Source organism: Microbulbifer sp. SE14, assembly GCF_059834885.1.
In genome coordinates, this window is record NZ_JCBAJA010000017.1 from 73,771 (window position 1) to 97,304 (window position 23,534).

General features: G+C 62.2%; 20 protein-coding genes and 1 riboswitch. Of the genes, 7 read left to right on the top strand and 13 right to left on the bottom strand.

What is annotated here, in order from left to right; genetic code table 11:
• The first annotated feature begins 99 nt into the window (after positions 1 to 99).
• Positions 100 to 924 carry an MOSC domain-containing protein gene (locus AC6R19_RS13325; RefSeq protein WP_500580327.1) on the top strand — a complete coding sequence of 275 codons (825 nt, stop codon included), beginning with the start codon at positions 100 to 102 and terminating at the stop codon, positions 922 to 924.
• Between the two features lie 151 nt (positions 925 to 1,075).
• Here AC6R19_RS13325 and AC6R19_RS13330 read toward each other — a convergent pair whose 3' ends face one another.
• On the bottom strand, positions 1,076 to 2,290 hold the full coding sequence (locus AC6R19_RS13330; protein ID WP_500580328.1) for a methyltransferase: 1,215 nt from the start codon (positions 2,288 to 2,290) through the stop codon (positions 1,076 to 1,078).
• 83 nt (positions 2,291 to 2,373) lie between these two features.
• Here AC6R19_RS13330 and AC6R19_RS13335 point away from each other — a divergent pair, with 83 nt between their 5' ends.
• Positions 2,374 to 3,348, top strand: a complete 975-nt coding sequence (locus AC6R19_RS13335) for a questin oxidase family protein (protein ID WP_500580329.1) — start codon at positions 2,374 to 2,376, stop codon at positions 3,346 to 3,348.
• A gap of 90 nt (positions 3,349 to 3,438) precedes the next feature.
• Here AC6R19_RS13335 and AC6R19_RS13340 read toward each other — a convergent pair whose 3' ends face one another.
• Positions 3,439 to 6,426, bottom strand: a complete 2,988-nt coding sequence (locus AC6R19_RS13340) for a TonB-dependent receptor domain-containing protein (protein WP_500580330.1) — start codon at positions 6,424 to 6,426, stop codon at positions 3,439 to 3,441.
• A gap of 198 nt (positions 6,427 to 6,624) precedes the next feature.
• On the opposite strand from AC6R19_RS13340, the gene AC6R19_RS13345 reads away from it, so the two are divergent.
• Positions 6,625 to 7,173, top strand: coding sequence for a thioredoxin family protein (locus AC6R19_RS13345; protein WP_500580331.1), 549 nt, complete (start codon positions 6,625 to 6,627; stop codon positions 7,171 to 7,173).
• Between the two features lie 67 nt (positions 7,174 to 7,240).
• Here the strand turns inward: AC6R19_RS13345 and AC6R19_RS13350 are convergent, their stop codons facing one another.
• Positions 7,241 to 7,942 carry a glutamine amidotransferase-related protein gene (locus AC6R19_RS13350; protein ID WP_500580332.1) on the bottom strand — a complete coding sequence of 234 codons (702 nt, stop codon included), beginning with the start codon at positions 7,940 to 7,942 and terminating at the stop codon, positions 7,241 to 7,243.
• Between the two features lie 177 nt (positions 7,943 to 8,119).
• Between AC6R19_RS13350 and AC6R19_RS13355 the strand changes: the two genes are divergently transcribed.
• A complete protein-coding gene (locus tag AC6R19_RS13355; RefSeq protein WP_500580333.1) occupies positions 8,120 to 8,635 on the top strand; it encodes an OmpW family outer membrane protein in 516 nt (171 codons plus the stop codon).
• A 4-nt stretch (positions 8,636 to 8,639) separates the two neighbouring features.
• On the opposite strand, the gene AC6R19_RS13360 is transcribed toward AC6R19_RS13355, so the two are convergent.
• Complete coding sequence (locus AC6R19_RS13360) at positions 8,640 to 8,855, bottom strand: hypothetical protein (RefSeq protein ID WP_500580334.1); 216 nt, start codon at positions 8,853 to 8,855, stop codon at positions 8,640 to 8,642.
• A 102-nt stretch (positions 8,856 to 8,957) separates the two neighbouring features.
• Here AC6R19_RS13360 and AC6R19_RS13365 point away from each other — a divergent pair, with 102 nt between their 5' ends.
• On the top strand, positions 8,958 to 10,556 hold the full coding sequence (locus AC6R19_RS13365) for an AbgT family transporter (RefSeq protein ID WP_500580335.1): 1,599 nt from the start codon (positions 8,958 to 8,960) through the stop codon (positions 10,554 to 10,556).
• A gap of 14 nt (positions 10,557 to 10,570) precedes the next feature.
• Here AC6R19_RS13365 and AC6R19_RS13370 read toward each other — a convergent pair whose 3' ends face one another.
• The 3 genes from AC6R19_RS13370 to AC6R19_RS13380 are packed head-to-tail and all read right to left on the bottom strand — an operon-like array spanning position 10,571 to position 11,894.
• Positions 10,571 to 10,966, bottom strand: a complete 396-nt coding sequence (locus tag AC6R19_RS13370; RefSeq protein ID WP_500580336.1) for a VOC family protein — start codon at positions 10,964 to 10,966, stop codon at positions 10,571 to 10,573.
• Positions 10,963 to 11,505, bottom strand: a complete 543-nt coding sequence (locus AC6R19_RS13375; RefSeq protein ID WP_500580337.1) for an SRPBCC family protein — start codon at positions 11,503 to 11,505, stop codon at positions 10,963 to 10,965. The genes AC6R19_RS13370 and AC6R19_RS13375 overlap by 4 nt, the downstream gene beginning before the upstream one ends.
• A 23-nt stretch (positions 11,506 to 11,528) precedes the next feature.
• The gene (locus AC6R19_RS13380) at positions 11,529 to 11,894 is read right to left on the bottom strand and encodes an ArsR/SmtB family transcription factor (RefSeq protein ID WP_500580338.1); all 366 of its coding nucleotides are present in this window, start codon (positions 11,892 to 11,894) and stop codon (positions 11,529 to 11,531) included.
• Between the two features lie 726 nt (positions 11,895 to 12,620).
• Between AC6R19_RS13380 and AC6R19_RS13385 the strand changes: the two genes are divergently transcribed.
• The gene (locus AC6R19_RS13385; protein ID WP_500580339.1) at positions 12,621 to 13,697 is read left to right on the top strand and encodes an AraC family transcriptional regulator; all 1,077 of its coding nucleotides are present in this window, start codon (positions 12,621 to 12,623) and stop codon (positions 13,695 to 13,697) included.
• A 292-nt stretch (positions 13,698 to 13,989) separates the two neighbouring features.
• Positions 13,990 to 16,218, top strand: coding sequence for a TonB-dependent receptor (locus AC6R19_RS13390; protein ID WP_500580340.1), 2,229 nt, complete (start codon positions 13,990 to 13,992; stop codon positions 16,216 to 16,218).
• A gap of 313 nt (positions 16,219 to 16,531) precedes the next feature.
• Here AC6R19_RS13390 and cobO read toward each other — a convergent pair whose 3' ends face one another.
• The 6 genes from cobO to radA form a co-directional block, all read right to left on the bottom strand.
• Entirely contained in the window at positions 16,532 to 17,152 is a 621-nt protein-coding gene (cobO, locus tag AC6R19_RS13395; protein WP_500580341.1) for a cob(I)yrinic acid a,c-diamide adenosyltransferase, read from the bottom strand.
• A gap of 137 nt (positions 17,153 to 17,289) precedes the next feature.
• On the bottom strand, positions 17,290 to 19,107 hold the full coding sequence (locus AC6R19_RS13400) for a TonB-dependent receptor plug domain-containing protein (protein WP_500580342.1): 1,818 nt from the start codon (positions 19,105 to 19,107) through the stop codon (positions 17,290 to 17,292).
• A 104-nt stretch (positions 19,108 to 19,211) separates the two neighbouring features.
• Positions 19,212 to 19,386, bottom strand: a riboswitch (cobalamin riboswitch).
• Positions 19,387 to 19,431: 45 nt separating this feature from the next.
• Positions 19,432 to 20,196 carry an ABC transporter ATP-binding protein gene (locus tag AC6R19_RS13405; protein WP_500580343.1) on the bottom strand — a complete coding sequence of 255 codons (765 nt, stop codon included), beginning with the start codon at positions 20,194 to 20,196 and terminating at the stop codon, positions 19,432 to 19,434.
• Positions 20,193 to 21,212, bottom strand: a complete 1,020-nt coding sequence (locus AC6R19_RS13410; protein WP_500580344.1) for a FecCD family ABC transporter permease — start codon at positions 21,210 to 21,212, stop codon at positions 20,193 to 20,195. Before AC6R19_RS13410 ends, AC6R19_RS13405 begins: the two co-directional genes overlap by 4 nt.
• Entirely contained in the window at positions 21,196 to 22,005 is an 810-nt protein-coding gene (locus AC6R19_RS13415) for an ABC transporter substrate-binding protein (protein ID WP_500580345.1), read from the bottom strand. Before AC6R19_RS13415 ends, AC6R19_RS13410 begins: the two co-directional genes overlap by 17 nt.
• A gap of 52 nt (positions 22,006 to 22,057) precedes the next feature.
• Positions 22,058 to 23,458: a DNA repair protein RadA gene (radA, locus tag AC6R19_RS13420; RefSeq protein WP_500580346.1), complete on the bottom strand. Its 1,401-nt coding sequence runs from the start codon at positions 23,456 to 23,458 to the stop codon at positions 22,058 to 22,060.
• Positions 23,459 to 23,534 lie beyond the last annotated feature (76 nt).

Sequence of the window (23,534 nt, forward strand, 5' to 3'; positions counted from 1 at the left end):
GGGCGAACCTTGTGTTCGCCCGCAATGTCGACGGCCCCCAAAGCCGTCTGACTATTGGCGAGCAGTTTCCAGACACCCAACAAATACAAGCAAACCGACATGCATATCTCCGCCCTCTACCACTTCCCGGTCAAATCCCTGCAGGGCCACAGCTGCGAATCCCTGCCCCTGGACCGCTTCGGCGCCGCCGGCGACCGCCGCTGGATGCTGGTGGACGGCGGCGACCAGTTCGTGACCCAACGCCGCCTGCGCGCCATGGCGCGGCTGAAGGCCACCAATATCGGCGGCGGTGTGTGTATCGAAAACGACAGTGGCGAACAGATCGAAATTGCGCAGCCGGACGAATCTGCCGAGCTGCGCCGGGTCACCGTCTGGAGCGATACCGTGATCGCCCGCGACGCCGGGGACGCTGCCGCCGCCTGGCTGAGTGAGCAGTTGCAAACCCCGGTGCGCCTGGTGGCCATGGGGGAGGAATTTTCCCGCGCGCTAAAAGCGCCGCGGGAGGACCGCCAGGTCGGCTTCGCCGACGGTGCGCCGCTGCTGCTGACCGGCCAGGCCTCCCTGGACGACCTCAACGCCCGCCTGGAGGCGCCGGTCTCGATGTTGCGCTTCCGCCCCAACCTGGTGATCGACGGCGCCGCCCCCTTCGCCGAGGACGACTGGCAACGGATCCGCATCCACACCGCCACGGGCCCGCTGGAACTGGAAAACACCCATAGCTGCGCCCGCTGTGCAATACCGGGGCTGGATCCCTTTACCGGCAAGGCCGGCAAGGAGCCGCTGCGTACCCTGGCGAAATATCGACGCGGAGAGGACGGGCAGATCTATTTCGGGGTGAACTGTGTTGTAAAAAGCCCCGTGCCGAACAGCGCCAATCCGGCGGGAATGGTTATCAAGGTAGGCGACGGGGTGGAAGTGGAATAACAGTGCCGTAGGGTGCGCGACCGCCATGGATGGCGGGAGTGCAAAAAGGCAGGAGCATTTTTCTGTCCGCGCGCACCGCATCAAGGCCGGTACGGGCTACAGCCCTTCCCGTGCGCACGGCGCACTCTGCGAAGGCAATTGAGATGCCCTTTTATCGGTGCGCCCGCAGCAGGATATTGCGCGGCGTCAGATGCCGCTCACAGAACTCCCCGATCTGGACCTGCGCCCCCTGCTCCTGCAGGTACAGCGCCCTGTCCAGCACCAGCCAGATCTCCAGCGGCCGGCGGAACAGATGGGTCACCAGTTCCATGCGCCGCACCCTGCGCAATCGCCCGCGCCCCCGCGCCAACCACTCCTCCTCGTCCAGGCTGCCGGGCAGGTCCAGCCCCTTGCGCTCCGCCGCCCAGCGGGCGAAGTCGCCGAAACTGCCCGAGAGTAGGCTCTTTTTCACATTCGGCACCGGCAGGTAGCCGTCCTCGCCGCGCAGCGCACGCTGCAGTTCATCGAAGGCCAGCCGCCAGTGCAGCTCCGTCTGGCGCAACCGGCGCACGCCGGCCCCGGCGGTGACCGTCTCCTGCAGCGGCAGGTGCAAATCCTCTTTCGACAGGGAAACAAGGGCCGATGCCCCAGCCCCGGACAGGGGCGTGAAGGCGCCACCCCGCACCAGGTGATAGCAACAGGGCGACAGGCTCAGCCTGCCACCGCGATTGCGCACCCAGTGGCGCATCAGCTGGACGTGCAGATCTCCACAGGCATGCAGCGCCACCGTATCCTGCCCGGGCCTGACCCAATCACTCGCCCCGGGGGCAAAGGCATCGCAGTGCACGAAGCGCATATCGGCGCCACTGCGCGCAGCCAGTTGTTCGCCCTTCCGGCACAGTTCCTCCTGCCACTCCAGGCTGGTGACCGGTCGCCGATCGCAGGTCGCCAGCAGTCGCCCCAGGTGCCCCTTGCCGGCACACCACTCCAGCAGGGGCTCCCGGGACGGCGGCAAACAGCCGGCAAACGCGAGAACCTGTTCCCACTTGCGTCCGGGGATACCGTAGCCCAGGCGGGCGTCGCATCTGAGATCCCGCGAATCGAAGCGCGGCAAGTGCGCCAGCTCCAGCAGGCGCGGGGCATCCACCACCCAGGAAGCCAGCCACTCGGACGCGGCGGCGATGTCCGCTTCCAGGCGCTCGACTTCATTGTCGGCCAGTGCATCGAGGGCCGCGCAGAGATCCGGATGACTCTGCCGCCAGTATAGATCGCGATGGTAAAAGGGCCTGAACTGCCACCAGTGGCCGTTGGCGGCCAACACGCCGTCCAGTTCCCCGAACCACTGCGGGAGGGAACCCGACTGAAACGACCCGATCCCTTGCTCCATCCGCCAATACCAACCCGTGAGAGAGGGCGCATTCTATATTCAAGTTGTGGGATTTCTGAACAGACAAGTGAAGGAAAAGCATCGTGAGCATCAGCCGCTACTGCGCCGAACTGCTCGAAGCGGCCAGCCGCTACCATGTCCGCTACGGCGACCGCCTCGCCAACCACCTGCCGATGGTGCTGATCGCGCTGGACAAGATGGGCGCCACCCACGAACAGATGCGCCGCGCCTTCGACCGCTCAGTCCCCCACCTGGAGCGGCCGCCAATGCTGCCCCCGGATCCCAATGTGTCCATCGCCGAATGCCGCAACCGCGAGGAACTATTCCCCAGCGCCCTGCGCTACTACGAACTGCAGGTCAAGCAGCACGGCATCGCCAAATGCCTGCGCCGCGAACTGCCGCCACTGCTGCCAGCCATAGCCACCGCCGCCTTCCATCCCCTGATCCGCACCGCCTACGGCGTGGACGCCCGCCACCAGGAGGAAGTCGCCGCCGGCCTGGCCTACTGGAACCTGGAGTACCACACGCTCCCAGCCTGCGAGGAGCTGACCGATGCGCACGCCAGTGAAATACTGCCGCGGCTGGCAGAGCGCTACCCGCTGATCTCGCTGGCGCCGGGCAATATCGCTGATCATATGTTCTCGGTGACACAGCAGCGCGGTTGGATGGAGACGCCGATTCAGCCGGAGCAGCTGGGGTTGGAGGATATTGCGCGGGTTGCTATTGATGCTTATCTAGGAACTGCTGATTTTACTCTGTTGCACGGGGTTACCGGCTGCCATGCGTTGCGGTTGATACTTCCCCACTGTCCGGAGCCGGAAACTGCGCTGCGCTATTTCTGGGCGGGATTGGCTATTGCCTATTTAAGCACCGGTCCCAAGAATATCGCCACCGCCGATAAAAACGGACCGCCAGCGACCTGGAAGGAAATCAAGAAAAATGCCTGCAAGAGCGACGACGATCACGTGATCAAACTCGCCTACAGCTGCTGGCAGGAGTACAGTTTTTACAACTGGCCAGACCACCAGAGAACAACTAGTAAGCTTATCGATGAATAGACTCAGTGTCAGAATCTAAAAAAGCCCCCTTGTCCGAAAACAAGGAGGCTTAAGGTTATCTAGGGGTTGTTATTGTTGATTTATTATTGATTAGAACTTGTAGCTCACACCCGCAGTAACGTAACGACCGAGGACATCATACAGGCCAAGAGCACTGAAAGAATTCACTGCTTCCGGCGGCTCCTCGTCAAATACGTTGCGTACTGACAGGCGGGCACTCAGGTTGTCGTTAAACTGATAACCAACGTAGGCATTGTTCAGCCAGTACTCGGGCACCACGGGGATATCGCGCGACTCCGGCGTATCATCATTATCGACGTTAGCCTTTCCGATGTACTGTGTAGACCAGCTGGCGGTCAGGTTGTCCAGCGTATAGCTCATGCTGATCGAACCCTGCCACTCTGAGAAACCGAGTTCACCTGCGTCTACCTCCAGATCCTTACCGGTCACGGAGAACTGCTGCTCCTTGATATGGTAAGCCTTGAGGCCCAGATCAAAAGAGCCCGGAATACTCCAGTTGGCCAGATCAAAGTTATAGGTCAGGTCAGACTGCACACCTCGGTAGTTGTAGAAACCGGCGTTGCGGTAGCCTGTTGTGAAGTCCACGATCTGGAAGTTCTCATCCCGCACGAAGCTGCCACAGGCCTCATTGCCCTGATCCCCGTCATAACAGGCCTCCATCAAAATGGTCAGAGACAGGAGTTCGATGGCATCTTCAATGTCGATATTGACCCAGTCGACAGTCAACTCGAGGCCTTCAGCAAAGCCGGGCGCCCAGACGAAGCCCCAAGTAGAGGATTCTGCACGCTCATTCACGAGATCGATGTTGCCGCCAGTTTTGCCCAATTGGGTGGCGTTGGCAATAGTGGATTGCCAGGAACCCGGATCGTAATCGAAGCCTGCCGCCGCCGCCTCGGCTTGGCAATTAGCAAGGCGCAGGGCCGGATTTTCGCCCTGTCCCACATACCGTTCGTCACAGGGATCGTTAGCGGACGAGAAAGTCTCCGATAGCGGCAGGAAGGCCTCGGTGACCGCTGGCGAGCGAATGGACTCAGTGACATTACCCCGCAGGGTCAGGGCGCCCACAACCGGCAGATCCAGCATAAAGCGGGTTCCGATACTCCAGGTGTCGTCCCGACCGGCTTGGGAATGGTCCACGTTGCGCCAGGAGCCCTCCAGCTCCATACCTTCGACCACCGGAATCCAATCGCTGCCGATGACCGGAACCAGCGTTTCAGCATAGAACTCCTTGGTATCGAAGCCACCAGACAGCGGCGATAGCGCAGCGGAGCGACCAAGCCCCTGGCTCATAAAGTCGTCCGGTTTGAAGGATGAGAATTCGTCGCGCATTTCGTAACCGAAAGCGATGGACAGAGGCCCTGCGGGTAGATCGATGACCTCTCCCCCCATATTGAAGCTGATCACTTCCTGCTCTAGTTCGCCATAGGTAAAGCCCGGCGTGGTGACATAGTCGATCGCAGCCTGGTCGGTGACTATACCCATCACATTAAGCGGCACACAGTCGGGATCAGAGGACACACAGACAATGTTGCCATTGCCATCGGTGGTGACGTCGATGGCTTTTTCGTAGTTTTCCTGCACCAACTGTGTACGGAAGGACTCGGACTCTGTCTTGCCTTTGTTATAGGAAAAATCCCAGTTCCAGTCTCGGCCCATCAGGTCGAAATCACCCTTGACGCCCAGTACATAGCGAAACATCTCATTCTCACCGCCAGTTGCACCGCTCTGTGCCAGATCATCCATACCCTTGTGCAAGTAGAAGGTACCCCCTGCCGGCACACCGTTGGCCATCAGCAGCTGCCGGTCGGCGTCATTCAGGTACGGATTGTCAATGGAGAGCGGCAGCGCTGCCGAATCGCCACCAAAGAGGCCGGACTGATAGAAAGGCTGTGCATTGGGATCGGAGGACTCCGCGGTGTAGAAATTGACTTCCGCGTAGGCCGTAATGCGATCGGTCAGATCGAAGTGGCCCATACTGTTGAACAGATGGCGCTCGATCGGGGCGCGAATGGAGTCATAATCCTGTAGCAGAAGGCCGTCACCACCCTCGAAATTAATGATATTGCCGGTCGGTTTGCCGATATTGATGTTGGTCAGGTGTCCATCTGCACCAAAACCAATGGGGTTGCCATCCCCATCCACCATGTTTACGCCGAAAGCAAACAGAGGCGGTCCTCCGTCAACGGTAGGGATGCCCTCCTTGGTGACGATTGGAATCGAGCGGCCTTTTCCGAAGTACCTGTCTACGATGCCGTCATCCGGACCAGCGCTGTCTGGATTTTCAAAGAAGTAGTAATAGTCGCGAGTAAATGCGCGATCATTCATCAGCACCGCGTCAGTCTTGTTGTACTCGTAACTGGCTACAACATTGCCACGACCACTGGCAAAATTTTGGCCAAATGTAATGGAAGCCTTGTGATCGCCAGCGTCGTTTTCACCTTCAGCAAAGCCCGTGGAGAAATCAGTCTCGACACCCTCGAAATCGTCTTTCAGAATGACGTTGATGGTACCGGCTATTGCATCTGACCCGTAGATGGGCGCGCCGCCGATAGAGATTACTTCAACCCGATCGATTAACGCAGTGGGCAATGAGTTCAGGTCCACCTGCAGACCGCCAGTGGCACCGAATGCAGAGGGTGCATTGGAAGACACTACGCGGCGGCCGTTCACCAGGGTCAGGGTCCGCTGGGAGCCCAGACCATAGAAGTCCGCATAGCTCTGGCCGACATTATTGGGATCAGATTCCGTGAGACTGGTGCCGGACGGTGCCATCATCGGCAGGCTGTTTAGCGCGTCGGCCACATTAGTGAAGCCGTTGGTATCGAAAAAGCCTTTGTCAAGGCTGGTGGCCGGCTGCATGGTGTCGTAGCCAGCCCGTGGAATCCGGGATCCGGTTACATAAACCTCTTCCAGCTGGACCACTTGATCTTTGTCACCTCCTTCCAGATCTTTTGCACTTGTATCCTGCGAATAGGCAGGCATGGATGGAACCATTATGGCAGCTGCGGTGAGACCAAGAGCCCCCTTAACAGCGGCAGATAGAAGGTTCTTCTTCATGTTGATCCTCTTTTATCCTTGAATTTATATGTTCGTTATTATTAACAAGTGGCGCCCCCCAGCGGCCACTTCATCCCAACATCAGTTTGACGAGTGGTAGGCAATACCCCTCCAATGAAAATGACCAAAGATTCAAAAGGTTACTAAAGTTGCACGCATCCGAGCATTTCAAGGACATCCAACCCACAGGAAATCCGCATGGCCCTAACTCCCTCCACCATGATCCCCCTCGGCACATCCATGCCCGACTTTTCCCTTCCCGATCCGACGGGGAACATTCACGACAATAAAGACTTCCCAGAACAACCTGTATTAATTGCCTTTATCTGCAACCACTGCCCCTACGTAAAACATATTGCCGCAACCCTTTCCGAATTTGCACGAGAGTGCAAAGAAGCAGGGCTGACCATCATCGCCATCAACAGCAACGACTTCGAGACCTACCCCGAAGACAGCCCGGAAAAAATGCAGGAGGAAATCGCCGCCCGCGGCTATGTGTTTCCCTATCTGGTGGACGAGAGCCAGGAAGTGGCGCGGGCATTCGGTGCGGCCTGTACGCCGGATTTCTTTTTATATGACAGGGATCGCAAGCTGGTATACCGGGGGCAGTTCGACAGCAGCCGGCCGGGGAACAATGAGCCGGTGAATGGGCACGATCTGCGCGCGGCGGTGGATGCGGTGTTGGCGGGGGAGAAGCCCAGCGGGGAGCAGGTGCCTTCGATGGGGTGCAATATCAAGTGGAAGTGAGGGAGGTACTCAATGCCCTCTCCCCCGGCCCCTCTCCCGCAAGCGGGAGAGGGGAGTAGAGGCGGAGTTACTTGCGCAAAAACTCCACCATCCACTTGGCGACAGTGCTCTCGTGGATATCGTTCTGCAGCGAGGCGTGGCCCTTCTCCACCAGTTCCTCGCCGAAGGCCTCCTTGCGCAGTTCCATCAGGCTCTTGGAGTAGGTCTTGGTGAACTCCGGGTGGGCCTGGAAGGTGAGCATATGGTCGTCCACCTGCACCATGGCCATGGGGCAGAAGTCGCTCCCGGCCAGTACTTTGGCACCGGGCGGCAGCTCCTCCACCTGGTCCTGGTGGCTGACCAGCAGGCTGAAGCTCTCCATCGGTTTGGACATCCAGGAGGGGGTCTCCTGCAGTTCGTAGCTGTGTACACCTATGCCCCAGCCCTTGTCGGACTTCCGCGTCCTGCCACCGAGGGCCTGGGCGATCAGCTGGTGGCCGAAGCAGATGCCGATGGTGGGTTTCCTGGCGTCGTGCAGCTTGCGCACGAACTCCATCAGCGGTGGAATCCACTCTTTGTCCTCGTAGACGCCGGTCTTGCTGCCGGTGATCAGGTAGGCGTCCACCTCGTCGATATCCGCCGGGTAGTGGCCGCGCTGTACCTCGTAGGTCACAAACTCCAGTTCCGGGTCCTGGCTGCGCAGCAGCTCGGCGAACATTTCCGGGTACTCGCCGAATTCGCCCACCAGCTCCTTGCGCACGTCGTCGGTTTTCAAAACGCCAATTTTCATTGTTTCACCGCTGAGTTCTGCTATCGGTTGTCGGTTGAGAGTGCGGATTATGGCATATCCAGGGCCGGTCTTGCCCCTCACTCCTCGCCGCCGGAACCCACCGGCGCAGGTCGCCAAACGGCTCCCGCGTCTAAACTGACAAATAGGAAGTCCCCTGTCTTCACGGAGCGATCCCCCATGAAAGCCGCCAGTCTTCTCGCCGCCATCGCCCTGGTGCTGGGCACCGGCCAGGCGCTCGCCGACGACGAAAAGGGCAGCGCCCTGATGCGCATCGGCGTCGGCTGGGCAGCCCCGGAAGACGACACCAACTGGCTGCGGCTGGACGGCATTCGACTGGTGGGCATGCGCGCCTATATGGTCGACGGCCGGAGCGCCACCTTTACCGGCAGGTGGTTGTTTGCCGACCGCTGGACAGTCGGCCTGCTGGCGCCGTTTCCATTGGATCAGGACCTGGGGATGTCCCCCGGACTACCGGCCCCGATCGACGGCCCGGTGCAGGGGCCCATCGATCTGGGGATAGGTATCGCCCTCGGCCGCGACAGGCAGTGGCTGTTCAACGCTGCCGTCTGGTATCTGGATATCGACGGCGACGCGACTATCCGCTTTCCCGTCAGCGGCGGCACCGGCCGTCGCAGGACCGGGCAGAGTATAGATCCCTTCGTCTATTCGGTGGGTATCGGCTACCGCTTCTGATTTCCTATCGCGGTTCGTCCAGCTGCAACTTCCGATACAGGAATTCCGCCAGGCGCCGCCCCAGCGGCATCTTGCTGCCGCCGTCGGCGAGGCTGGCAAACACCACCACCCCGACCGGCACCCGTGCGCCGAAGCCCAGCACCAGCTTCGGGCGCCGCCGCGGCGACCGGCCATCTTGGGATGAATGACCGCAAAAGGCGGCGGGTTCCCGTAAAGTCATTCTGAAGTACCTGACTTTTGTGTATGATCGTCCGCTTTTAGCGCATTTTTCAGCCAACTATGGATTCGGCTGGCGACCGGGCGAGAAAACCGAGGAGAGCAGATGAACACAACGACATCCTCCAGCGAGCGGCAGGCCCCGGCCGCCAACAGGACCGCCTTCACCCGCTTTCTCGATGCGGTGGAGTGGCTGGGCAACCTGCTGCCCCATCCGATCACCCTGTTCGCCCTCTTCGCCGTGGGTGTGGTGCTGCTGAGCGGTGTGGCCTCCTGGTTCGGCCTGTCCGTCGCCGACCCGCGCCCGGTGGGTGCCGCCGGCCGCGACGCAGACGGCGTGATCGAGGTATTCAACCTCTTCTCCGCTGACGGTCTGCGCCTGATCGTCACCAGCCTGGTGAAGAACTTCACCGGCTTTGCCCCCCTGGGCACCGTGCTGGTGGCCCTGCTGGGCGTGGGTATCGCCGAGCACTCGGGGCTGCTCAGCGCCGCGGTGCGCGGCCTGGTGCTGCAGGCTTCCAGGCGCACCGTCACCGTGATCGTGGTATTCGCCGGTATCATGTCCAACACCGCCGCCGAACTGGGCTATGTGGTACTGATCCCGCTGGCGGCGATGATCTTCCACTCCCTCGGCCGCCACCCGTTGGCGGGCCTGGCCGCCGCCTTCGCCGGTGTCTCCGGCGGCTACAGTGCCAACCTGTTGCTGGGCACCGTGGACCCGCTGCTGGCCGGCATCACCGAATCCGCCGCCCACATGATCGACCCGGCCTACACCGTGGGCCCGGAAGTGAACTGGTTCTTCATGATCGCCAGCACCTTCCTGATCACCGCGGTGGGCAGTTGGGTGACCATCGCGATCGTGGAGCCGAAGCTGGGCAAATACGACCCGCGCGAGGCATCCGTGGACCTGTCCAAGGACAAGATGGGCAGCCTGACCGACGACGAGAAGCGCGGCCTCAAATACGCCGGCCTGGCAGTGTTGGCCGTGTCCGCACTCTTCGCGCTGTCGGTGGTGCCCGAGTGGGGCGTGCTGCGGGATCCGGAGACTGGTGCCGTGGCCGGCTCCCCCTTCCTGAAGGGCATAGTCGCGCTGATCCTGGTGTTCTTCGCAGTGCCCGGTTTTGTCTACGGCCGGGTCACCGGCTCGATGAGAAACGACCGCGATGTGATCGATGCAATGTCCCGGAGCATGGGCACCATGGGCATGTATATCGTGCTGGTGTTCTTCGCCGCGCAGTTCGTGGCCTTCTTCAAGGTCACCAACCTGGGCACCATCTTTGCGGTGCTGGGCGCGGACGCGCTGCAGAGCATCGGCCTGACCGGCCCGCTGCTGTTCCTGTTCTTTATCGTGATGTGCGGCTTCGTGAACCTGATGCTGGGCAGCGCCTCGGCGCAATGGGCGGTGACCGCCCCCATTTTCGTGCCCATGCTGATGCTGCTCGGCTATGCACCGGAGGTGATCCAGGCCGCCTATCGTATCGGCGACTCGGTGACCAATATCATCACGCCGATGATGAGCTACTTCGGCCTGATCGTCTCCTTCGCCACCCGCTACAAGAAAGACTTGGGCATGGGCACACTGATCGCGACCATGATTCCCTATTCGATCTTCTTCTTCGTGGGCTGGACGGCGCTGTTCTTTGTCTGGGTATTCGCCTTGGGACTGCCGGTGGGACCGGGGGCGGCAACCTACTACAGCAACTGATCAGGATGGGGCCGTCAGGCAAGGTTCAGTTGCCAGGAGACGCCGAAGCGGTCATCGGTCCAGCCGAACCTCTCGCTGAAGCCGTAGTTGTCCAGCGGCATCAGCACCTTCCCTCCCTCTGCCAGTCCGGCAAAGATCCTTTCCAGCTCCGCCGCGTCTTCGCAGTCCACATAGATTGAAAACGACGGCGTGAAAGTAAATCCGTGCTCAATCGGCGAATCGATACATTTGAAACGCTGGCCACCCACGCGGAACTCCGCCAGTCGCACCGAGCCCTCCGCTCCCTGCTCGTCGGGGCCGTAGCGGTCGACTGAAAGGATCTCCGAGTCGGCGAGGAGGGAAACGTAGAAATTCATCGCCTCTTCGGCCTTGCCTTCGAACATCAGGAAGGGGGCCACTAAACGGGTCATGGCTGGGGCTCCAGTCGCTGTTCGTACTCCGCCTCAAGGCGCGTGTGTTCAGCCCAGAAACTCGGCGGCGCCTCCCCGCGCAGCCTGGCCACCAGGATGTCCAGGTGGGTGTGCCAGCCGGCGGATACGCTGAGCATCTCCTCGCGGGAAGCCAGGCGGCTGTGGGTCACCACCAGCAACACCTGGTCCCCTTGCGGTGTCAGCTCGAAGCGCACCTGCGATTCGGCATCGGTGGGACTGCCCCAGCCCAGGACGAGAAGCTGCGGTGCATCACAGTCGATAACGCGGCCGTGCAATGTCACCTCCTCGCCGCAATCGGCGTATTTCTCCGGTGCCCTGTCATCGCTCTGCGACAGATCGCTGTTGTGGAATACCAGCTCCAGCGGCGCGCCGCCCCGCTCCGCCAGTTCGCCGGCGGCCAGCCACTGGCGCCGCTTGCCGGAATCCACCAGGTAGCGCCACACCCGCTCCAGCGGTCCCGGTAGCACTCTCTCGATACGCACCGTATCCGGCGCTGTTTGTACTCCGTAGTCACTCATGGTCCAGCTCCCTGTCTCGATATTTACTTTTTGCCGCTGTCGCCGCTCCCGGCCGCGGCGGCATCCTCCGCCCGCAGCAGAGCCTCGAGCTCGTCCAGGCTGCGGGTCCAGAACTTCTCATAGTGGCGCATCCACTCCATGCCGCCGTGCATCGGGCGCGCGTCCAGGTGGCAGATATGGGTGCGTCCCCGCACCTGGCGCCGCACCAGTCCGGCGCGCTCCAGCACCTTGACGTGCTTGGAGGCCGCCACCAGCGACATATCGAAGGGCCCCGCCAGCTCGCTCACACTGAGTGGCGCCCGCGCCAGGCTGCGCAGCATCGCGCGCCGGGTCGGGTCGGCGAGGGCGTGGAAGACGGCGTCCAGCTGTTCATCAGTATCGTTAACCATGTGGTTAATTTTAATCCTGCTGCAAGCAAATTGCAAACCAAATGGTTAACTATTGGCGTAAATTTCTACCTCAGTGATGACCTGGTCCCTTGTGCATTCGTCGCAAAAAGCACTCACTTCGCCTGACCAGGCAGCCGCAGACACTTCACAGGCAGGGGGGATTGTTTTTACGGGAAACTTTCACCAAGCGGGAAAAAGAAAGAAATAAACGCCAATCAATTAGGAAAAAATTCCACTTGTGGAAATTTTCACGAAATTGAACCCCAATCGAGCCTCACCGCCACTCACCTCAATGTCACCAAAGGCCAAATTTGTGTCCCAGAAAAACCGGTAACATCTTCGCCCGGTTATTAACTTAGAACCCAAGCCAATAAACCCGACGGCCATGCGCCTTCGGGTTTTGGACAGCGAAATCACAGGAACTCCGAGAAGAACAATATGAGGAGGTCGGTCATGACTCCCGATTGCAGCCGCCTAGCGCCGCCCGCCCACCGGCGAAACCGGCCGGGCCGCTCATTCGCTGTCGGCCCAACTCCCGTACCCGTGCTCCTCTCCCACAGCGCGCGTTCGCATCGCCGGAGCGGAGCCGGGTCTCCCATTCCAGTATTTCGCCATAGAAAACACTAATGACAACAACTACTCGGCCGGAAGCTGTTCCCGATCAGCCGCCCGGCACGACGGGGCTTGCCTCGATATTTTCGAGGCACATTTGGGGTCCACTGGAATATGACACTGCTGATCAGAACCACTTCATTGACGGGGTTCCATGAACTGGTTACTCGGCTCAATGGCAATGCGGACGCACTCCTGCGCCGCTTCAATATCGAACCGCACAAGGTAAAAAGTCTCACGGGAGTACTACCGTTTCAAACCGCCATCAACCTCATTGAAGAAACGGCGCGGCAGCTGAACTGCCCGGATTTCGGCCTGCGCCTGGCGCAGCAGCAGGACCTGATGATCCTGGGCCCGCTGGCGGCGGTGGCCCTGAACGCGCCCACCGTCGGGGACGCGCTGAAAGCGATCATCAACTGCCTGCACTACTACGCCGGCGGCCTGCATATGGCCCTCGAGAGCGACGGGGAGACAGGGCACAGCACACTGTCGTTCGACACAGCCGAGGAACTGCCAATCTCGCGCCAGAGGGCGGAGCTGACCCTGGGCGTTGCCCACAAAACCCTGACGATACTGGGCGGCGATGACTTCCACCCCCAGGCGGTTTGGCTGAAGTGCGACGACCCCTTGCACGGCAGCTACGGGGAGTTTTTCGGCGCACCGGTAGTTTTTTCCCGGGACCGCGACGCGCTGTTACTGAGCGCCGAGCAGCTGGAAAAAAAGATAGAGCAGAATGACCCGCTGCTGCATCAGTACCTGAGTGATTACATCAATGATGCGTTGCGGGACAGGCCCATGGACCTGGAACACCAGGTGGAACAGCTGATCTACTGGCTGATGCCGATACAGCGCTGCAGTCTGCAGGAGGTGGCGAACCAGCTCGGGCTGCACAAGCGCACACTGCAGCGCCGCCTCGCCGAGCGCTCGATCATCTTCGAGGAACTACTGGACAGCATCCGCCGAGAGCACACTGAAGGCTACCTTTCGGGGCCGGATATGCCGATGACACAGATTGCGGCCCTGCTCGGTTACCGGGAACAGAGTTCCTTCAATCGCGCCTGCCGCCGCTGGTTCGGCACCACGCCACTGAAGATGCGCCGGCAGTTGCAGAAAAGAGTGGCCGCCGGGCACTCGGCGGACAACGCAGTGCAGAACTGCCGGGGAGGCGGCGCCGGCCCCCATTCCGTCTAGGCGGCTCAGCGCGGAGCTCGCCTTGCAGCGAAATTCTTAAATCGTTATCTTGTCTGGCACTGCCGGGTATTACCGTGGCACAACTGATAGGAAATCAGGCAAGGACAAATAATAAGGACATTTATCCCTTCCCCGATCACCGCCACTCCAGTGAAACCACCCTGTCGCAACAGGTTTCACTATTTCAAATGCGAGCCGCCCACAACAGGCCTCGCCCTTTCGCCTGTGCCCCGCCTTTATCCGCGACGGCATAGTGCACTCACGGATGTATAAGCACGAAAAGGAGCCAGCCATGCAAATTCCAGATTCCGCTTTTTTCCCCATACCTGCGACACCGCAACGCCGTCTCGCCCTGTCGGTCGCGCTCGCCGCTGTACTGTCCCCCCCGGCGTTTGCCGACCAGCAGTCGGTGATCGAGGAAGTCTCGGTCACCGCCCAGAAGCGCGAGCAGTCGGTACAGGACGTCTCCGTCGCCGTCAGCGCCTTTTCCGGGGACGCCATCGACAGGATGGGCTTTGAGGAAGGACTGGATATCACCCAGCAGGTACCGAACATGAATTTCTTCGCCATCTTCGGCGAGGCGTCCAGCCCCTCGGTCAGCCTGCGCGGCATTAGCCTGGTGAATTTTTCCGATTCCTGGGAATCGCCGGTTTCCATCTATGTGGACGACGTCTATCGCGGCAACCCGGCGGGCTCCGCCATCCAGCTGTTCGACCTGGAGCGGGTGGAGGTGCTGCGCGGCCCCCAGGGTACCCTCTACGGGCGCAACACCACCGGCGGCCTGGTGCACTATGTGTCGCGCAAACCCACAGAGGAGTTAGCAGCGACTGCCAGCGTCGGGGCCGGCAGCTACTCGGAGCGCATTGTCGAGGCCACCGTCAGTGGGCCTCTCAGCGATTCGGTGCGCGGGCGCGTGGCGATAAAGAGCACCCGGAACGACGGCTGGCAAACCAATGTCGTCAGCGGCGACAAGCTGAACGACACCGACAACTTCGGCTATCGCGCGCAGTTGGACTTCGATCTCGGCGACAGCGGCAACCTGCTGCTCAATGTGCACGGCAGTGAGGCCGATCAGCAGTCGGTCGGCTTTGCCCATATGGGCTACCTGGAGGCGCCGGACGAAGGCGCGGCCACCTGCTCCGTCAGCCGCATCCAGGATGGCGAGTGCACCAGTGCCACCTTCGGCATGACCGGCGCCGAGGCGGTAAACGGCCATTTCGATCCGGAGCATGTCGCCGCCAGTGCCAGCGATGGACTGGCCACAGAAATCGATACCTTCGGCAGCTCCGCCACCCTGAACTGGGATTTCGACAATTTCAGCCTGACATCGATCAGCGCCTACGAGGAGCTGGACAAGTTCCTGCAGGACGACGGCGACGGCACGCCTATCATCTGGTTCGACGAGCAGTACGCAGTGGACGCGGAACAGTACACCCAGGAAATCCGCTTGAACGGCAGCAGCGAAAACAGCACCTGGGTGACCGGCTTCTACTACTACAAGGACGACCGCGGCCTGGTCACCGAGGCGCCCACCACCGCCGACGGTCTCTGGCACCGGGAAATCGTCGCGCTGGACAGCGAATCCTGGGCTCTGTTCGGCCAGCTGGAATACGACCTGAGTCCGGCGCTGACCCTGGTGACCGGCCTGCGTTATACGGAAGAGGAGCGGGATTTTGTGCAGGATTCGGGCCCGAGCTTTTACGACCCGATTTCTGTCGAGGACGACCTGTCGGAGAGCGCCACCACCGGCCGCATCGGCCTGGACTGGCGCCCGAGCGATATCACTCTCGCCTACGCCAGCCTGTCCACCGGCTTCAAAAGCGGCGGCTTCTCCGGCAGCTACAACGCCTCACTGGAGGCCACGCGCCCGGTGAAATCGGAGGACATCACCAACTTCGAAGTGGGTGTGAAGACCACACTGGCCGAGCGCTTCCGCGTCAACGCCGCGGCCTTCAACTACACAGTGGAGGGCTACCAGGCACAGGTGTTCCTGACCGTCGCCGACGGCAGCGTGATCACCAACGCCGGCGACGTCACCGGCACCGGGGCGGAAATCGAAATCACCGCGCCCATCGGCGACAACTTCGAGCTGATTGCCGGCGCCGGCTGGCTGGATACCGAGTTCGACTCGGACAAGATTTTCCAGGTGGCCGGCGACCGCTACACCCTGGACGGCAACGAGCTACCATCGGCGCCTGAACTGACCTACAACCTGGTGGCCCGCTACTACCTGGACCTGGGCGGCTCTGGCGAACTGGTATTCCAGGGGGACTACGCCTGGCAGGCGGAACACTTCCTGCAAATAGAGAACGATCCCTACTCCCGCCACGACAGCTACGGCCTGGCCAACGCCAGGATCAGCTGGCACTCGCCCGCGGACGCTTACAGTGTGGAGGCTTTCGTCCGCAACCTGGCCGACGAGCGCTATTTCACCTACCAGAATACCCTGGGCAGCGACTGGGGTTACGGCGTCTGGGGGCAGCCACGCACCGCGGGTGTGCGCTTCAACTGGAGCATGTGATCGGGGCAGGAAGCCCCCTCCCGCAGAAGTACCGCGGGGGCCTCTGCGGCACTAGGCCGGGGCCCGGGCGGCCCTGCTACCGGCGGCCGCCCGGGAAAAAGCCTCATCGGCAAACATTTCCCGGGCGGCCGCCGGCATCAGGGCCTTCGCATCCGGCTTCGACGCTCTTTTCCCGACTCCTGAGGATGAGTCGTTACGATTTTTGTAGGATGGGCAAAGCGTAGCGTGCCCATCAACACCGTAAAGATGCGCGCGTCACTGCGCTCCTTTCCTATCCTACAGGGAGAAACAGCTCAACTGAGAACCACCGCAATTACCACTCGATGCCCTTGCGCGCGGCAATGCCCTCATTGAAGGCGTGCTTGAGTGAACGCATTTCGCTGACGGTATCGGCAATATCCTTCAGGTACTGCTTGGCGCCGCGGCCGGTGATGATCACCGTCTGCTCCTGCGGGCGCTGCTGTATCGCCTCTATCACTTCCTGCTTTTCCAGCCAGTGATAATTCAACGCGTAGGTGAGCTCGTCGAGTACGACAAGATAGACGCTCTCGTCCCGCAGCGCAGCCAGGGCCTTTTCCCACAGCGCGCGGGCGGCGGCCTTGTCCGCCTCGAAGTCCTGGGTTTCCCAGGTGAAGTCGGTGCCCATTTCGTGCCACTGCAGCGGATACTTATCCTGCGGCAATTGAGTGAGCAGGTTTTTCTCCCCGCACTCCCAGACGCCCTTGATGAACTGCGCCACCACCACGCTGTAGCCGTAGCCCAGGGCGCGGGTGACGGTGCCGATGGCAGCGGTGGTCTTGCCCTTGCCGTCGCCGGTATAGAGGATGACGATTCCGCGCTCCTTTAGCGCTTTCGCCACGCCGGCGTCGACAATTTCCTTGCGCGCCTGCATGCGCTTCCTGTGGCGTTCGGCTTTTTCTTCCGCGGTGCTCATGGATAGGACTTTGGGTTGAAGTAGGAAAACCCATTGTAGGAGCGGCCCATGGCCGCGATCCAGTCCGCAGATTGCACTGACACTGATCGCGGCCATGGGCGGATGGCCGCCCCGCCGCTCCTACAGGGAGACCCAGATTACAGGGTCAGCTGCACCCCCGCATAGACCGCCGCGCCGGCGTTGTAGTAGCCGGCCACCTCGCGGTAGTCCTCGTCCAGCACATTCTCACCGCGCAGGGTCAGGCGCACTTTCTCGGTCAGGCGGTAGGCGGCGTTCAGGTCCAGTTTGCCGTAGTCGTCCAGCATTGCACCGCTGAAATCCAGGCGGTCCTCCACGCGGCGCCAGTTTCCGGAGAGCGTCAGCCTGTCGCCGAGCAGGCGGTGGCTCAGGCCAAGGTTGTAGACGCGCTCGGGCACCTGCGCTCGCTGCTCGCCGTCGGGCGTCTCGGTATCCAGCCAGGTGCCGCTGAAATTCCACTCGAGACTCTCACCCAGCTGTCCGGCCAGCGACAGCTCGACACCCTCGGACTGGCTGTCCCCATCGATCTGGTAGTAGCTCCAGGAGGAGAAGTCGTAGTCGATCAGGTCGGTGATCTCCTGATCGAAGTAGGTGAGCTCCGCGCGCAGCTGCCGGGCCAGCTGATACTCGAGGCCGAATTCGTAGCCGCGACTCAGCTCGGGTTCCAGTTGCGGCAGGCCGGGCAGGCTGTTGGTGGACAGTTCATAGGGGCTGGGGGCGCGGAAACCGGTACCGTAGCTGGCGCGATACTTCAGTCGCTGGGTTTCCCCCAGCAGCACCGGGTAGGCCGCGGAGGCACGCCAGCTGGTATGGTTGTTCTCCTCCAGATTGTCGCGGCGCAGGCCCAGGTTGTAGTAGACGGTATCGGCGATGGATGACTGCCACTCGGCAAAGAGGCCGAGGCTGTCCACCTCCTCGTCACTGAAGCCGTTATCGAACTCCATCTGCTCCCAATCGCCGCCCCACACCAGTTTGCCGGCGCCGACGCGGGCGCTGCCCAGGTAGCCCAGTTCCTGCACCTCACCCTCGGAGACGAAGCCGTAATTGGGCAGCTCCCGGGTGAGCTGCTGGTTTGCCAGCGACAATTCGTGTTGCCACTGGTCGTCACGGTAATCGGCGGCCAGGCGCACAGTGTCCTGGGTGTAGACTTCCCGCTCATTCACCACGAAACCGTCGTAATGCACGTCCGCATCGGTGCGGCCGAAGCGCCCTTCCAGGGAAAGCTCCGGCGTCAGATGGTAGCCGAGGCTGGCGTTGTAGCGGCGGTTGTCGTAGCCATCTTTCTCGCCACTGACATCCGCTTCGGTGGCATTGAAGCCGTCGGTGGCAAAGTCGCTGACGCTCAGGCCGTAGTCGAAGTCCCCCAAGCTGCCGCGCAGCACGGCGCTGCCCTTCTGGGTGCCGTAGCGGCCGCCCTCGGCACCGAGTTCCAGTTCCAGCGGCTCCTCGGCACGCCTGGTGATGATATTGATCACGCCGCCGGCACCGGCGCCGTACATCATCCCCTGGGGACCGCGCATCACCTCCACCCGCTCTATATCGTCGGTTTGCAGGTGCTGCAACTGCGCTCCAACCTGGGTGTTGGTGGGATCGGAAATATCCACGCCGTCCACCAGTACCAGGGTGCGGAAATTGCTCTCGCCGCGCAAAAACAGCGAGTTCTGCTGGCCCACACCGCCTTTTGCTGCGGTGGCCACACCGGGCAGTGTCGCGAGCGCATCCAGCAGACCGGTATAACCCATGCGCGCCAGGTTTTCGCCAGTCAGCACGGCGATGGACACCCCCAACTGGCTCTGTGGCGTCTCGACGCGGCTGGCGGTAACGGTGATTTGCTCCAGCTTGTTGGCTGAAGGCCCCGCGGCTGAAGGCTCTTCGGCGGAAGACAGCAGCGGCTGGCCGGCGGCGAGGACGGCCGCGGCGATAAGAGTTCTTTTCATGGTGATTCCCCAATCTCGAAGACGTTTACGGATTGAGGGAGGGTGAGTGCAATCGGTGCGCAGCGAATGAGGGGCACACAGACCAGACAAAGCCCTCCGCTTTATCAATCTCTTCGCCTCGGGCCGGTATCGGGCTTATCAGCGGTTCTCGAGGAGAAGGTTGCTGAATCACCGTTGCGGGGGCAGCGCCGGATTCTGTGCGAAGCACATCACCGGACTTCCCGTTTAACCCAGCCAAGCGCAATGGCACTGCTGGGCACCCAGGGCGGACGGCAGTATATCAGTGGTTGGCGGCGAGTGGTTAGTGGCTGCGCCTCGCGCAACCTAGAGGATATCCAGCGGCACAAAGTCCGCGACACCGTCGCGCCAGCGGAATTCGCAGCTGACTCCGTAGACGTCGCCGATCAGCGCCGGTGTGAAGACATCCACCGGCGAGCCCTGGGCAACCAGCCGCCCGTCCTGCAGCAGCAGGACGCGATCGCAGAAGCGCGCGGCCAGGGGCAGGTCGTGCAGGGCCAGTACTACCGTCCTGCCCGCGTCGGCCTGTTTTCGAAAGGTGTGCATCAACTGCAGCTGGTGGCGTATATCCAGCGCCGCGGTGGGTTCATCGGCGATCAGCAGCGGCGCCTCGCCCACCAGCAGCCGCGCCAGCTGCACCCGGCGCAGCTCGCCGCCTGACAGCTGGGTGACCGGGCGAGTGGCAAACTGCCGGGCATCCACCAGCTCCAGGGCATTGGATACTCGCCGTGCGCTGTCCGCGGGCCGCCCCCAGGGCAGCAGGCCCAGCGCGACCAGGTCGGAGGCCGCAAGGCTCCAGGCCGGGGTCTCCGCCTGGGGCAGATAGGCGCCCAGGCGCGCGCGCTCCGCCGCGGAAAACTCTTCCACGGGCCGACCGTCCAGCTCTATCCGGCCTGCAGTCGGATCCAGCACCCCGGCCAGGCACTGCAGAAGGCTGCTCTTGCCGGCGCCGTTGGGACCCACCACCGCGATCAGTTCGAACGGCTTGAAGGTGCAGCTGATTTCACCCAATACCGCGCGGCGATGGCGCTCGAGGCCGAGCTTCAGGCAGGAAGCGTCTATTTTTTTCACAGCTGCTGCCCCCTGCGCGCGCTGACGATCAGCCAGAAAAAGAAAGGCGCTCCGATAAAGGCGGTCACCGCACCGATGCGCAGCTCCTGGGCGCCGACAAAATTGATCACCAGGATATCCGCCAGCAACAACAGCAGGCTGCCGGCCAGCGCACTGGCCCACAACAGCCGGCCGGGGTCCTGCCCCACCAGCGGTCGCATCAGATGCGGGATCACCAGGCCGACAAAGCCGATGGTGCCGGCCACCGCCACCGCAGAGCCGACCGTGGCGGCGATACCCGACAACACCAGCAGCGGATAGCGGCGGCCGCGAAATCCCAGCGAGGCGGCGCTGGCCTCACCCAGGGAGAGCGCGCGCAAATAGTTGCGCGCACAGAACAGCAAGACGGCGCCAATCAGGATAAACGGCAGCGCCAGCAGCAGTTGGTCCCAGCCGCGGTTGGCCAGCGAGCCCAGCAGCCAGAAGACGATTTCCTGCATCGCAAACATGCTCGGTGCATAGTTCAGGGCCAGTGCCATCAGCGCGGACAGGAAGGCGTTGATCGCCACTCCCGCCAGCACCAGCCGGCTGGCGCTGGCACCGCGGCCGGCCAGCATCCACACGCAGGCCACCGCGCAGAAGGCACCGGCGGTCGCGAGCAGCGGCAGCAGCCAGCCGGACTGCCAGGCCAGGCCCCAGGCACCCCGCAGGGTAGAACCATAGTAAAGCAACAGAATTGCGGCCAGCGCCGCGCCGCTGGAAACGCCGAGCAGCGCCGGCTCCGCCAGCGGATTGCGCAGCATGCCCTGCATGGCCGCGCCGCCCATACCCAGCGCCGCGCCGACCAGTATCGCCAGCAGCGCGCGCGGCAGGCGCAGCTGCCACAGGATCACCGCATCGCTGCTCTCGCTGCGCCAGCCTTCAGCCAGGGCCGTGCCCAGGTCGACGGACACCGGGCCGCTGACCAGGGCCGCGACCAGCGCCAGTGGCAGGGCGATCAAAAAAATGGAAAAGGTCAGTTTATTGCTGTTCGACAAGGGTTTTTCTCTTTGCTGAAAGTTGCTGCAGCACATCCGCCGCCACCAGCGCCGGGCAGAATCCCAGCGCCGCCGGCAGCGTATAGGTGCGGCCGCTGTCGATATAATTTTTCAGTGCGGGATGGCGCGCAGCCAGGTGCGCTATGGCGAAATCCTTCTCGCCGCCGTAGAAAACCAGCAGGTCCGGTTCCAGTGCGATCACCTCTTCCAGGCTGACCCGCCCCAGTTGCTCGACTCCATGCTGCGCGGCGAGGTTGGCAAAGCCCGCCCGCTCCAGCAACTGGTGCTCCAGCAGCCCGCTGCCGTAGGTGATGTTGTTGGCGGAGAGTACCAGCGCCGTGGCACCGACGCCCGGCGCCGGCCGGGCGAGCAATTCCTGCAGCTGCTGTTTTTGTTTTGCCAGGGGCTCCAGTTTCCCCAGGGTATTTTCCAGCGCGCCCAGCTGATCCAGCAGCTGCTCCAGGCTGTAGGCATCGGGAATGGAAACCACATTCAGGCCGAGATCCCGCAACCGCCGCGCCGCGCGCTGGGCGCCGAACTGGCCGACCAGGATCAGGTCCGGCCGCAGGCGCAGCAGTTCCTCCGCCCGGCCGCGGTTCAAATACACATGCTCCGGCAGCGGCGCCGAGCGGTAGTGTTCGTCGGCGGAGAGCCAGGTAACCGAGGCGATTTTTTCCGGGGCCACCCAGTTGAGGAGTACCTGGTCCAGGCACAGGTTCAGGGAGGCGATGCGCTCATAGGCAGTCGCCGGCAGTGAAATCCATAAAAGGCTTAACAGGAGAATCTTCTTCAAAAAACTTACGTCCTTGCCGCTATCGCCGGGCCAAAATTCCACGGTCCCCAACTCAGCCCATATCGATCGCCGCCAGCGCCTCGGCCAGGGTCTTCACCGGGCGCATTTCCATGCCGTCGATATCGTTTTTCAGGCGGTTGGCGGCGGGCACTATGGCCTTGCGGAAACCGTGCTTGGCGGCCTCGCGCAATCGTTCCTGGCCGGAGGGCACCGGGCGTATCTCGCCGGCCAGGCCCACTTCGCCGAACACCATCAGGTCCCGGGGCAGCGGGCGGTTGCGGAAGCTGGACACCACCGCCAACAGCAGGGTCAGGTCGGCGCTGGTCTCCATCACCTTGACCCCGCCGACCACGTTGATAAACACATCCTGGTCGCCGACCAGCACGCCGCCGTGGCGGTGCAGCACCGCCAGCAGCATATTCAGGCGGTTGTGGTCCAGGCCCACGGCCACCCGGCGCGGGTTGCCGAGACTGCTGTCGTCCACCAGTGCCTGCAGTTCCACCAGGAGCGGGCGGGTGCCCTCCCACACGGAGGTCACCACCGAGCCGGCGGCCACCTCCTCGGCGCGCTGCAGGAAGATCGCCGAGGGGTTGGAGACCTCCTTCAGGCCCTGCTCGGTCATCGCGAAGACCCCCAACTCGTTGACCGCACCGAAGCGGTTCTTGTGCGCGCGCAATGTGCGGAAGCGGGAGTCGTGGGTGCCCTCGAGCAGAATAGAGCAGTCGATGATGTGCTCCAGCACCTTGGGGCCGGCGAGGCTGCCGTCCTTGGTCACATGGCCTACTAAAATGAGTGCGGTGCCCGTCTGCTTGGCGTAGCGGGTCAGGTAGGCGGCGCTCTCGCGCACCTGGGCCACGGAGCCGGGGGCCGACTGCACCTCGCTCATGTGCATCACCTGGATGGAATCCACCACCATCACCCGCGGCTTCACCTCTCCGGCCACATGGCAGATGCGCTCCACATCGGTTTCGCTGAGCATCTGCAAATGATCCGCCGGCAGGCCCAGGCGCTTCGCCCGCATGGCCACCTGCTGCAGGGATTCCTCGCCGGTGATATAGAGCGCGGGCATGGCCCTGGACAGGTGGCACAGGGTCTGCAGCAGAATCGTGGACTTGCCGGCACCGGGGTGGCCGCCGATCAGCACCACCGAGCCCGGCACCAGGCCGCCGCCCAGCACCCGGTCCAGTTCGCCGGCATTGGTGGGAATGCGCGGGAGTTCGCTGAGATCGATCTCCGACAGCTTCTGCACCTTTCCATGGCCCGCACCGGCGGCGCCGGCGTAGCCGGCTTGAGCATCGGTGAAGTTGGCCGCGCGGCTGTCCCTGTGTTCCGGGCCCAGGCGCACCTCGCTGAGGCTGTTCCAGGTGCCGCAGGCGCTGCACTGGCCGGCCCACTTGGAATAGTCGGCGCCGCACTCATTGCACACGTAGGCGGTTTTGCGTTTTGTAGCCAAGGCCTTCCCCCGGAAATCGTACAGACAGGGCGCAGAGTGTACCCGCCGCCGCCCGCCGGTGAAAACGACGGCCGCT

Coding starts and splice junctions, on each gene's coding strand:
- AC6R19_RS13370 (WP_500580336.1), bottom strand. CDS start 10,966: ATGACCCGTTTAGTGGCCCCCTTCCTGATGTTCGAAGGCAAGGCCGAA.
- cobO (WP_500580341.1), bottom strand. CDS start 17,152: ATGAGCACCGCGGAAGAAAAAGCCGAACGCCACAGGAAGCGCATGCAG.
- AC6R19_RS13355 (WP_500580333.1), top strand. CDS start 8,120: ATGAAAGCCGCCAGTCTTCTCGCCGCCATCGCCCTGGTGCTGGGCACC.
- AC6R19_RS13365 (WP_500580335.1), top strand. CDS start 8,958: ATGAACACAACGACATCCTCCAGCGAGCGGCAGGCCCCGGCCGCCAAC.
- AC6R19_RS13360 (WP_500580334.1), bottom strand. CDS start 8,855: ATGACTTTACGGGAACCCGCCGCCTTTTGCGGTCATTCATCCCAAGAT.
- AC6R19_RS13385 (WP_500580339.1), top strand. CDS start 12,621: ATGACACTGCTGATCAGAACCACTTCATTGACGGGGTTCCATGAACTG.
- AC6R19_RS13350 (WP_500580332.1), bottom strand. CDS start 7,942: ATGAAAATTGGCGTTTTGAAAACCGACGACGTGCGCAAGGAGCTGGTG.
- AC6R19_RS13325 (WP_500580327.1), top strand. CDS start 100: ATGCATATCTCCGCCCTCTACCACTTCCCGGTCAAATCCCTGCAGGGC.
- AC6R19_RS13400 (WP_500580342.1), bottom strand. CDS start 19,107: ATGAAAAGAACTCTTATCGCCGCGGCCGTCCTCGCCGCCGGCCAGCCG.
- AC6R19_RS13375 (WP_500580337.1), bottom strand. CDS start 11,505: ATGAGTGACTACGGAGTACAAACAGCGCCGGATACGGTGCGTATCGAG.
- AC6R19_RS13380 (WP_500580338.1), bottom strand. CDS start 11,894: ATGGTTAACGATACTGATGAACAGCTGGACGCCGTCTTCCACGCCCTC.
- AC6R19_RS13340 (WP_500580330.1), bottom strand. CDS start 6,426: ATGAAGAAGAACCTTCTATCTGCCGCTGTTAAGGGGGCTCTTGGTCTC.
- AC6R19_RS13330 (WP_500580328.1), bottom strand. CDS start 2,290: ATGGAGCAAGGGATCGGGTCGTTTCAGTCGGGTTCCCTCCCGCAGTGG.
- AC6R19_RS13345 (WP_500580331.1), top strand. CDS start 6,625: ATGGCCCTAACTCCCTCCACCATGATCCCCCTCGGCACATCCATGCCC.
- AC6R19_RS13390 (WP_500580340.1), top strand. CDS start 13,990: ATGCAAATTCCAGATTCCGCTTTTTTCCCCATACCTGCGACACCGCAA.